Origin of the sequence: Mycobacterium sp. UM_Kg1, assembly GCF_000972925.1 — a bacterium.
Lineage (GTDB): Bacteria > Actinomycetota > Actinomycetes > Mycobacteriales > Mycobacteriaceae > Mycobacterium > Mycobacterium hiberniae.
On sequence record NZ_JRMK01000225.1, the window covers coordinates 1 to 4,224 of the forward strand.

The 4,224-nt window shown below is 68.8% G+C and carries 2 pseudogenes; both read left to right on the forward strand.

Annotation, left to right across the window (positions count from 1 at the left end):
- The first annotated feature begins 559 nt into the window (after positions 1 to 559).
- Positions 560 to 3,891: pseudogene (locus tag LI92_RS20075) on the forward strand (transglutaminase family protein).
- A pseudogene (locus LI92_RS20080) lies at positions 3,891 to 4,224 on the forward strand (circularly permuted type 2 ATP-grasp protein); the annotation flags it as partial. The pseudogenes LI92_RS20075 and LI92_RS20080, both read left to right, overlap by 1 nt.

Below are 4,224 nucleotides of genomic sequence, written 5' to 3' on the forward strand. Positions count from 1 at the left end.
ACACTCAACGAGGCCACTCCGCCCTCGGCGGAAGACCACCCATCACCCGACTCGCCGCCTGACAACAACGTGTCAGGTCACAACACCTAAGCCTAAGCCGGATGGTTTCTGAGGCGGAGGAAGATAATCCTCGGACGCCGGAGCCTGAGGATGTAGAGGCACTGCCCGCGCCGGACGTGTAATCAGACCGGAAATCCACCGATTTTCCGGTCTGATTACACGTTCGGCGTTGTCGTTCGACGACCCTGGGGGATAACTGGGCTGCGGCCGCCAGTTTCGCTGCCCAAGGCGGCATCTCGGGCACGGCCGTGGGGAAGATCTGTGGACTGTAGTTGGGGTTGTCCTTTATGACGCTCTGCGTAACTGTGCTGCTTTGGGGCAGGAGGGTTTTCCTGTCCGGTGGGCTCGGGCCGGATCACCTCAGCAGAGAGCCGAAGTCGGCATGTCACCCGCTCGTAATGCTGGTGTCACATCCGCAGTGCGGGTTGGTCGGCCGCACAGTGTGAGTTAGCGCGGCGCATACTGCGGTCGCCGAAACAGTGTGGTGGGATTGGCCGTTATGGGGATCAAAGTTGCCCTGGAGCATCGCACCAGCTACAACTTCGACAGGCTTGTCGAGATCCATCCGCATGTCGTGCGGCTGCGCCCGGCACCGCACTCGCGCACGCCGATTGAGGCGTACTCGCTGCAGGTGGAACCGGCCGACCATTTCGTGAACTGGCAGCAGGACGCGTTCGGCAACTACCTGGCCCGACTGGTGTTTCCGACCCGGGCCCGCAGCCTGACCATCACCGTCGGTCTGATCGCCGACATGAAGGTGATCAACCCGTTCGACTTCTTCATCGAGGACTATGCCGAGACGTTCCCGTTCGAGTACCCCAAGAGCCTGGCCGAGGACCTCAAACCGTATCTGCGGCCCGTCGACGAGGACGACGAGAATTCCGGCCCCGGTGACCTTGCCCAGGCGTGGGTCAAGAATTTCGACATCGAGCCGGGTACGCGCAGCATCGACTTCCTCGTTGCGCTCAACCGCGCCGTCACCGCCGACGTCAGCTACTCGGTGCGTATGAGCCGGGCGTGCAGACCCCCGACCACACGCTGCGCACCGGTATCGGATCGTGCCGCGACTCGGCCTGGTTGCTGGTGTCATTCCTGCGCCAACTCGGCCTGGCGGCGCGCTTCGTGTCGGGATACCTCGTGCAGCTGACATCCGACGTGGAGGCTCTCGACGGCCCGTCGGGTCCGGCGGCCGACTTCACCGACCTGCACGCGTGGACCGAGGTGTACATCCCCGGTGCGGGCTGGATCGGGCTGGATCCGACCTCGGGACTGTTCGCCGGAGAGGGGCACATTCCGCTGTCGGCGACCCCGCACCCCGAGTCGGCGGCCCCGATCACCGGGGCGACCGAACCGTGTGAGGCGACACTGGAATTCAGCAACGTGGTGACCCGGATCCACGAGGATCCGCGCATCACGTTGCCTTACACGCCGGCGAGCTGGGCCGCGATCAACGCGCTCGGCGCCCGCGTCGATGCGCGGATGGCCGCCGCGGACGTCCGGCTCACCGTCGGCGGGGAACCGACGTTCGTGTCCATCGACAACCAGGTCGACCCGGAGTGGACCACCGCGGCCGACGGGCCGCACAAACGCCGGCGTGCCTCCGCGCTGGCGGGCCGGCTCAAGAAGGTGTGGGCGCCGCAGGGCCTGGTGCAGCGCAGCCAGGGTAAGTGGTATCCCGGAGAACCGTTGCCGCGCTGGCAGATCGGGCTGCACTGGCGCACCGACGGACAACCGCTGTGGACCGACGACACACTGCTGGCCGATCCGTGGCCGCAGCAACCGCAGACCGAGGCGATCTCCCCGGACGCCGGCCGCCGACTGCTGACCGCGATCGCCGACGGGTTCGGCCTGCCCGAGCGCCAGGTCCGCCCGGCCTACGAGGACGCGCTGGCCCGGCTGGCCGCTGCGGTACGCCAACCCGAGGGGCAGCCGGTTCCCGCCGCCGAGGACCTTGCCGCCGACAGCCCCGACGCGCGCGCCACGCTGCTGGCCCAACTCGACGAATCGGTCACCGAACCGACCGCATTCCTGCTGCCGCTGCACCGCCGCGACGACGGGCCGGGCTGGGCGAGCGCGGACTGGAGACTGCGGCGCGGACGCATCGTGCTGCTGGAAGGCGATTCGCCTGCCGGACTTCGCCTGCCACTGAACTCGATCAGCTGGAAGCCGCCCAAACCGTCGCTTGAGGCCGACCCGCTGCAGCGCCGTCCGGCCCTCGCCGGAAGCGGACCGGCCGGCGACGGCGGCGCGGCCGCGGTCGTCACCTCTGATGACGACGACGCGGGGGTGCCGACCACCGCGCTGGTGGCCGAGATCCGCGACGGGCTGCTGTACGTGTTCCTGCCGCCCACCGAGGAACTCGAGCATTTCATCGACCTGATCGGCCGGATCGAGGGGGCCGCTGCTGCGATCGACTGTCCGGTGGTGATCGAGGGATACGGCCCGCCCGCCGACCCGAGGCTGACATCCATGTCGATCACCCCGGACCCCGGCGTGATCGAGGTCAACGTCGCGCCCACGGCAGGCTTTGCCGAGCAGCGCGCGCAACTGGAGACGCTGTACGAGCAGGCGCGGCTCGCGCGCCTGTCGACCGAGGCGTTCGACGTCGACGGCACCCACGGCGGCACCGGAGGCGGAAACCACATCACCCTCGGCGGCACCACGCCCGCGGATTCGCCGCTGCTGCGCCGGCCCGACCTGATGGTGTCGCTGCTGACCTACTGGCAGCGCCACCCGTCGCTGTCCTACCTGTTCTCCGGCCGCTTCATCGGCACCACCTCGCAGGCGCCGCGGGTCGACGAGGGACGCCCGGAATCGCTGTACGAGCTGGAGATCGCATTCGCCGAGATCGACCGGCTGTCGAAGGCCGACGCCTCCCCGTGGATCGTGGACCGGGCACTGCGCCACCTGCTCACCGACATCACCGGCAACACCCACCGCGCCGAGTTCTGCATCGACAAGCTCTACAGCCCTGACAGCGCGCGCGGCCGGCTCGGACTGCTTGAGCTGCGCGGCTTCGAGATGCCGCCGCACCCGCAGATGGCGATGGTGCAGTCGCTGCTTGTGCGCGCACTGGTGGCCTGGTTCTGGGACGAACCTCTGCGTGCCCCGCTGATCCGCCACGGCGCCAACCTGCACGGCCGATATCTGCTGCCGCACTTCCTCATCCACGACATCGCCGAGGTCGCCGCCGATCTGCGCGCGCATGGCATCGAGTTCGACACCAGCTGGCTGGATCCCTTCACCGAGTTCCGGTTCCCCAGGATCGGCACCGCGGTGTTCGGCGGGGTGGAGATCGAGCTGCGCGGCGCGATCGAACCGTGGAATGTGCTCGGTGAGGAGTCGACGGCCGGCGGCACGGCCCGCTACGTCGACTCCTCTGTGGAGCGCCTGCAGGTCCGGCTCATCGGTGCCGACCGCGACCGGTTCATCGTGACCGTCAACGGCCACCCCGTCCCGATGCTGGCCACCGACAACCCCGACGTCCAGGTCGGGGGAGTGCGCTACCGGGCCTGGCAGCCACCCAGCGCGCTGCATCCCTCGATCACCGTCGACGGGCCGCTGCGGTTCGAGCTGGTGGACGCCGCCAGCGGGGTGTCGCGCGGCGGATGCACCTACCACGTGTCCCATCCCGGGGGGCGTTCCTACGACACGCCGCCGGTCAACGCGGTCGAGGCCGAGTCCCGTCGTGCCCGGCGGTTCGAGGCCACCGGCTTCACGCCCGGCGCCGTGGACCTCGCGGCGCTCAAGGAGAAGCAGGCCCGCCAATCGACGGACGTGGGCGCGCCGGGCATCTTGGATCTGCGGCGAGTGCGTACCGTTCTGCAGTAATGGCCTTCCCAGCAGCCCCTCCGGACCCGCACCACGGTGCCGGAACCACCGATGTTGAGAACCCGTTGACGCCGTATGCGAGCATGCGGGCGCAGCAGGCGCTGTTCGACGTGCAACCGCAGCCCTCCGACGGCTACGACGAGTTGGTCGACGCGGCCGGCGACGTGCGCCCGGCGTGGCAGGAACTCGCCGACTGCGTGAGTGACCGCGGCCGAGGCGGGCTCGACCGGCTCCGCGATGTGGTGCGCGGGCTTGTCGACAACGACGGCATCACCTACGTGCGCACTGGTCCGGACGGCGAGGAAACCGTCGCGGTGCCGTGGCAGCTCGACG